Origin of the sequence: Pyramidobacter piscolens W5455 (assembly GCF_000177335.1) — a bacterium.
GTDB lineage: Bacteria > Synergistota > Synergistia > Synergistales > Dethiosulfovibrionaceae > Pyramidobacter > Pyramidobacter piscolens.
On record NZ_ADFP01000094.1, the window covers coordinates 1 to 7074 of the forward strand.

The window sequence follows — 7074 nt, forward strand, 5'->3', positions numbered from 1 at the left end:
GCGCGAGGTGACGAAAATGTATCGCGCTCTGGCGGCGGCGCTCGGCGCGGACTGTCCCGACCTTTCGGGTTACGAAGCGGCGTGCGAAGAGGATTTCGCGCGCACGCGCGAGGTTCTGGACGGACTGCCCGTCGTCCTCGACGGCGACGCCGTGACGCGACCATTCGACCTCGCCAGAGCGCTGCTGGAACGCGGCTTTCGCGTGAAGCGCCTGATCGTGCAGGACGTCGTCGCCTCCGACGCGGAAAATTACCGCTGGCTGCGCGAACGCTGCGCCGAAGTCGAGATCATACAGCCGCAGGACCCGCGGCGCGTGCTTTTCCGCGACCGCTTTCCCGAATGCCTCTGCATCGGTTACAACAGCGGCTACATCACCGGCTCGCGGCGCGTGGTTCCCGCCGACGCGCAGCAGGGGCACTGGGGCTACCGCGGCGTCGCGGCGATGCTGGAAATGATCCGCGCCGCGGCGGGCGCGGAGATCGACCTGAAAGATATGGTGAAGAAAGCGGGGCTGGTGCTGTGAGCAAACTGTGGATCACGCTGCCGGCCTACGCCGGCGACTATTCGGGCGTCTGCTCCGCCATGTACGAGCTGGACGGCCTCGCCGTCATTCACGACGCCTCGGGCTGCACGGGCAACTACACGGGCTACGACGAGCCGCGCTGGTACGACGCGCCGGCGCGGACATTCTGCTCGGGACTGCGCGAGATCGACGCCGTGCTGGGCGACGACGACAGGCTCGTCGACCGCGTCGTCGCGGCCTGCGAGGAACTCCGTCCCACGATGATCGCCGTGATCGGCAGCCCCGTGCCGATGGTGATCGGCACGGACTTCAAGGGCATCGCCGCGGAGCTGGAAAACCGCACCGGCCTGCCCTGTTTCGGCTTCCCGACCAACGGCATCGTCCGCTACGGCGCCGGCGTCGGCGCCGCGCAGACGGCGCTGATCAAGCGCTTCGCGAAGGACGCGGGACGAAAGGTTCCCCGCGGCGTCAACATCCTCGGCATGACGCCGCTGGACTTCGCGAACAACGGCAACGCCGCCGAACTGGCGGCGTTCCTCGAAGGCCACGGGCTGAAAGTGAACGGCCGCCTGATGATGGGCGTTTCGCTCGAACAGATCGAACGTCTTGGCGAAGCGGCGCTCAACCTCGCCGTCACGCAGTCGGGGATGGACGCGGCGGAACTGCTGCGCCGCCGTTACGGCACGCCGTGGGTCGCGGCGCTGCCGCTGTGCGGCGGCGAGACGGCGCTGGAACTGATCGAACGGACGCTGGCCGACGGCGAGTGCCGCGCGCAAAACGCGCCCAGCCGCGACGGCGGCGTGCTGATCGTCGGCGAACAGGTGTGCGCCGCCGCGCTGCGCGCGGAGTTTCTCGCCCGTTCGCCCGCCCTGCCCGTGACGGTCGGTACGATGCTGGGGCTGGACCGCCGCCTCGCTTCGCCCGGCGATCTCGACGTCGCCGACGAAACGGCGCTGCGCGAACTGATCGAGTCGGGGCGCTTCCGCACGATCGTCGGCGATCCGCTGTTCGCCGGGCTGATTCCGCCGGACGGCGGCGTCGAACTCGTCGAACTGCCTCATCCGGCGCTGTCGAGCAAACTCTATTGGGATCACGCGCCCCACTGGCTGGGCGCCGAAATGGACCGCCTCGTCGAGGCGGTTTTATCGAAGAGCAAAGGAGCGTAAAAAGACATGAAACGATTTTTCGCGCGTTTTCTGGCCGCGGCGCTTTGCAGCGCGGCTCTGGCAGGCGCGGCTGCGGCCGCGGAGCGGGAGACGATCACGCTGGTGGACGACCGCGGCGTCGAGGTGACGTTCCCGAAGAACCCGCAACGCATCGTGATTTCCTCGATCCTGCCGCTGACCAGCGTCTACTGCCTGTACCGCGGCGGCGTGCAGAACCTCGTGGGGATTCCCGCGGCGGCCATGAGCGCGGCGCGCCATTCCTATCTGGCCAAGGTCTATCCCGACATCCTCAAATTGGAGTGCGATTTCGCCAAGGGCGGCAAGGTGAACGTCGAAGAGGTCATGAAGCTGCAGCCCGACGTGGTGTTCTACCGCGCCAACGAGGTCGCCGAGGGCGACATGTACCGCAAGGCCGGGCTGCCCGCGGTGGCGTTCAGCACCAGCAAGCACGGCGTCGATACCATCGCCACGTTCGCCGGCTGGATCGAGCGGCTCGACCAGATCTTCGGCGGCGGCGGACAGACCAGCGGCATCGTCGGATACGGCCGCGAGACGCTGGAAAAACTGCGCATCCGCACCGCGTCGCTCAAGCCCGAACAGCGCCCGCGCGCGATCGTTTTCTCCGGGTTCCGCGACGGCCAGCTGGCGGCGGCCGGCGGCACGATCTTCGCCGAGTTTTACATCAACGAGGGTGGCGGCGTCAACGTCGCGTCGGCGCTGAACGGCTCGAAGACGGTCAATCTCGAACAGCTCTACGCCTGGGATCCCGAGGTGATCTTCATCAACAACTTCTGCCCCTACGTGCCCGAGGACTTCTACAACAACGCCATCAAAGGCTACGACTGGAGCAGCGTTTCCGCCGTCAAAAACAAGCGCGTCCACAAGTTCCCGCTCGGCATGTACCGCTGGTACCCGCCCGCGGGCGACGCGCCGCTGAGCCTGCTGTGGGCGGCCAAGTGCCTGCAGCCGGAACTGTTCGCGGACGTCGATATGGCGCAGGCGATGAAGGACTATTATCGCCGCTTTTACGGCTACGAGCTGACCGACGGCGACGTGGAATACATCTGCACCCCGCCGCGCGAAGCGGCGATCTATTGAGTGCTTTTCGCCCGCAAAAATTCGGCAAAAGGAGAATCGCGATGAAGCGGACAAAATTTCTTTCGTTCCTGATGATTGGGGCTCTTCTCTGCGCCGCGCCGGGGCCGGCGGAGAGCAAGGAGACAGTGACTTTTATTGACGATACGGAAGTCGAGGTGACGGTCCCGAAAAATCCCGAGCGCGTGGTGATCTCTTCGATCATGCCGCTGACGAGCATTTACTGCCTCTACCGCGGCGGCGTGCAGGGCCTCGCGGGCATCCCCGCGGCGGCCATGAGCGCGGCGGAACATTCCTACCTGGCGAAGATGTATCCCGACATTCTCAAATTGAAATGCGACTTCGCCACAGGCGGCAAGATCAACGTCGAGGAGATCATGAAAATGAAGCCGGACGTGGTATTCTACCGCGCCAGCGAGAAAGCCGAGGGCGAGATGTACCGGCGCGCCGGCATCCCCGCCGTGGGCTTCAAACCCGGCAAGTACGGCGGCGATCCCGTGGGCACGTTCGCCGACTGGGCGGACTATCTTGGCAAGATCTTCGGCTCCGGCGACAAGACCGACGGCGTGGCGGACTTCGGCCGCGAGACGCTGAAGATGATCCAGGAACGCACAGCGAACGCAGCCGAAAAACCGCGCGCGCTGATGTTCGCCGGATTCAGCGGCGGCCAGCTGGTGGTCGCCGGTTCGGGCGATTACGCTTCCTTCTACCTCAAACACGCCGGCGGCGTCAACGCGGCCGCGGAACTGAAAGGCTGGAAGACGGTCAACCTCGAGCAGATCTACAGCTGGGATCCCGAGGTGATCTTCATCAACAACTTCTGCCCCTACGTGCCCGAGGACTTCTACGACAACGCCATCGAGGGCTACGACTGGAGCAACGTCGCCGCCGTCAAAAACAGGCGCGTCCACAAGTTCCCGCTCGGCGTCTACCGCTGGTACCCGCCCTCCGGCGACACGCCGCTGAGCCTGGTCTGGGTGGCGCAGCGCGTGCATCCCGAGCTGTTCGGCGACGTCGACCTGGACGCGATGATGAAGGATTATTACCGCCGCTTTTACGGTTACGAGCTGACCGGCGAGGATCTGAAAGCCATTTATAACCCGCCCCGCGAGGCCGCGATCTTCTGATGGCCGGTCAATCACGTCGCTTCGGCGCGCTGCTGCTCTGGGCCGTTCCCGTGCTGGCGGCGCTGCTCTGCCTCGGCTTCGGCCGTTACGCGCTGAGCACGGGCGACACGCTGCGCGTGCTGCTGTCGCCGCTGACCGGAGCGGAGATCGCGCCCATGGAGCGGTCGGTCGTCTTCGGCGTACGCCTGCCCCGCGTGCTCACGGCGCTGTGCTGCGGCGCGGCGCTGGCGCTCTCGGGAGCGGCCTTTCAAAGCCTGTTCAACAATCCGCTGGCGACGCCCGACACGCTGGGCGTTTCCAGCGGCGCTTCGTGCGGCGCCGTCGCGGCCCTGATGTTCCGGCTCGACATGGTCTCCGTGCAGCTTTTCGCGCTCTGTTTCGGCCTCGGCGCCGTGGCGCTGACGTGGAACATCTCCAAGGTACGCGGCAAGAACTCGATCATCATGATCGTGCTGTCGGGCCTGGTCATCGGCGCGCTGTTCGAGGCGGCCGTGTCGCTGCTCAAGTACGTGGCCGATCCGGAAGAAGTGCTGCCGACGATCACCTACTGGCTGATGGGCAGCCTTTCGGCCGCCAATTACTCGACGCTGCTGATCGGCCTGCCGATGATCGCCGCGGGCGCGCTCACGATCTACCTGCTGCGCTGGCGGCTCAACATCCTCGCCCTCAGCGAGGACGAGGCCCGCTCCATGGGCGTCAATTTGCGCGCCATGCGCCTGGCAGTGATTTTGGCGGCCACGGCGATGACGGCGTCCTGCGTGTCGATGTGCGGCAAGATCGGCTGGATCGGCCTGCTGATCCCCCACATCGCGCGCATGCTCCGCGGCGGCAACAACCAGCGCATCGTCCCCGCCTGCGTCTCGCTCGGCGCGGTCTTCACGCTCGTCATCGACACCTGCTCGCGCAGCCTCACCGCCGCCGAGATCCCCGTGTCGATCCTCACGGCGCTCGTGGGCGCGCCGGTGTTCATCTCGCTGCTGCGCAGGACGAGGGGGACGGCGCAATGATCTTTTCCGTCGAAAAAGGCTGCTTCGATTACGGCGGGCGCGCGATCCTGCGCGACCTGTCCTTCTCCGTGCGCCCCGGCGAGATCCTGGCGATCCTCGGCCCCAACGGCGTCGGCAAGACCACGCTGCTGCGTTGCATGATGGGATTTCTGCCGTGGAAGAGCGGGCGCACCGTTATCGACGGCCGGCCGCTGGCGGACTATGCGGCGCGCGAGCTGTGGAGCCGCGTCTCCTACGTGCCGCAGGCCAAGGGAAGCCTGTTCCCCTACACCGCCCGCGAGATGGTGCTGCTGGGGCGCAGCGCCCATCTCGGCGTGACGCGCCAGCCGGGACCGAAGGACGAGGCGGTCGCCACGGCAGCCATGGAAGAAGCGGGTATCGCCAGACTGGCGGACAAGCGCTGCGACCGCATGAGCGGCGGCGAGCTGCAGCTCGTGCTCACCGCCCGCGCCCTGGCGGCGCAGCCGCGGCTGCTGGTCATGGACGAGCCGGAATCCAACCTCGACTTCCGCAACCAGCTGGTGATCCTCGACATCATCCGCCATCTGGCGCACGAACACGGCATGTCGGTGATCGTCAACACGCATTTTCCCGCGCACGCCCTCAAGCTGTCGGACAAGGCGCTGCTGCTCGGGCGCGGCGAGACGGACCTGTACGGCGCGGCGCGGGACGTCATCACCGAAGACAACATGCGCCGCGCTTTCGGCGTGAACGTCTCGATCCACGACTTCCAGCGCGGCGGCGTCACCTACAACACCGTCGTGCCGCTGTCCATCGCCGCGCAGGGGTGAGGCAACGGTGATCGAAAAGGTTCACTCGGAACACAAAAGAACGTCCGGAAGCGGCAGGCCTGTGCCTCCGCTTCCGGACGTTCTGATGTTTTTACGCTGATACTAATTTTCAATTAAAAGGCATCATTGAAAATGCCGCGCTCCGCACGGCCGTGCCGCAAAGAACATGCGTCACGCGATTTCATGCAGTTTTCGACGCGCCGTTGGCGCTGTAAATAAAAAGGCCAAAGAATCTTTGCCCTTTTTAACGAAAACGAGTCTGAAACGTTGTCCGTCGCACAGGGCGGATCGACCGCCGCTACTGGATCGAAAGCTTGGTATAATCCTCGAAAATGGGCGTCTTTCTGATGGCGTCGGTTCCGCGCACGTCGGCCGTCGTGACGAAGACGTAGTTGGGATAGGCGATCGGGTATGACGGCATCTCTTCGCGCGTGCGCTGCTGGATGCGGCGGTACAGTTCGGCGCGTTCGGCGTCGGTATAAACGGTGCGGGCCTGCTTCCAGAGCCCGAGCAGCGTGTCGCTGACGGCGAGGTTGACGCCCCAGGTGCCGTTGTACATGCCGGCGACGACGTTGTCGGGGTCGCCGCTGGCGCCGTAGCCGTTAAGGTAGAACTCGTAGTCGCCGTCGGTGCCGAAGACTTTCTTGAAGAAGCCCGACGATTCGAGGGGGATGACGTTGAGCGTGACGCCGATCGTTTTCAGCTCCTGCTGGATGATCTGTGCCGTTTCTTTCATGTAGACGCGCTCGGAGTTGAAGTACAGCGTCATCGTCTTGCCGCGCAGGCCGCACTCGTCCGCCAGCTTCTGCGCCCTAGCGGGATCGGGATCGTAGCCTTTCAGCGTCGGGTCGTAAAACGTGTTGACGTTGCTGAGCACGCCGTTGGCGGGTTCGGCCATGCCTTCGCCGTAGGCGCCGGCGATGATCTCGTCGCGGTTCAGCGCCGCGAAAACGGCTTCGACGACGCGGCGGTCCTGCACGGCGGGACAGAATTTATTGACGGCGAGGTAGTTGACGCGGCCTTCGGGATATTTGACGACGCGGTAGGCGGGGTCGGCGGAGTATATCTTGACGGCCTCGGCGTTGGTCAGCTCCATGAAGTTGATTTCGCCGCCGCGCAGGGCCACTTCCTGAGCGGCCGGGTCGGAGATGATCCGGAACGTCACGGTGTCGACGGAGGGCGCGCCCAGATAGTAATCGCGGGTTCAGGTTGGAAACGCAGCTGGCGCTGGGAACGACCAGGCCGCGCCCGGCGGCGTTCGCCGCAACGGACGAAGCTGCGAGCAGCAGCGCGAAACACAGTGACAGGAACTTTTTTTTCTTCATGACGACCTCCGCAATGGATGTGATACGTCCGCCGAAAAAA

7 protein-coding genes are annotated in these 7074 nt (G+C 65.0%); 6 read left to right on the forward strand and 1 reads right to left on the reverse strand.

What is annotated here, in order from left to right:
- From HMPREF7215_RS13640 to HMPREF7215_RS08665, 6 genes are all read left to right on the forward strand, one after another.
- Positions 1–523 (forward strand): hypothetical protein (locus HMPREF7215_RS13640; RefSeq protein ID WP_232205552.1); only part of this gene is annotated, 523 nt, incomplete at its 5' end.
- On the forward strand, positions 520–1689 hold the full coding sequence (locus HMPREF7215_RS08645; protein WP_009165427.1) for an oxidoreductase nitrogenase component 1 family protein: 1170 nt from the start codon (positions 520–522) through the stop codon (positions 1687–1689). The genes HMPREF7215_RS13640 and HMPREF7215_RS08645, both read left to right, overlap by 4 nt.
- Before the next feature lie 6 nt (positions 1690–1695).
- The gene (locus HMPREF7215_RS08650) at positions 1696–2787 is read left to right on the forward strand and encodes an ABC transporter substrate-binding protein (protein ID WP_009165428.1); all 1092 of its coding nucleotides are present in this window, start codon (positions 1696–1698) and stop codon (positions 2785–2787) included.
- Positions 2788–2828: 41 nt separating this feature from the next.
- Positions 2829–3911, forward strand: a complete 1083-nt coding sequence (locus tag HMPREF7215_RS08655) for an ABC transporter substrate-binding protein (protein ID WP_009165429.1) — start codon at positions 2829–2831, stop codon at positions 3909–3911.
- Positions 3911–4918, forward strand: coding sequence for a FecCD family ABC transporter permease (locus HMPREF7215_RS08660; RefSeq protein WP_009165430.1), 1008 nt, complete (start codon positions 3911–3913; stop codon positions 4916–4918). The genes HMPREF7215_RS08655 and HMPREF7215_RS08660 overlap by 1 nt, the downstream gene beginning before the upstream one ends.
- Positions 4915–5709, forward strand: a complete 795-nt coding sequence (locus tag HMPREF7215_RS08665) for an ABC transporter ATP-binding protein (RefSeq protein ID WP_009165431.1) — start codon at positions 4915–4917, stop codon at positions 5707–5709. Before HMPREF7215_RS08660 ends, HMPREF7215_RS08665 begins: the two co-directional genes overlap by 4 nt.
- A gap of 298 nt (positions 5710–6007) precedes the next feature.
- Here the strand turns inward: HMPREF7215_RS08665 and HMPREF7215_RS08670 are convergent, their stop codons facing one another.
- Complete coding sequence (locus HMPREF7215_RS08670) at positions 6008–6898, reverse strand: ABC transporter substrate-binding protein (protein ID WP_269621709.1); 891 nt, start codon at positions 6896–6898, stop codon at positions 6008–6010.
- Positions 6899–7074: the final 176 nt, after the last annotated feature.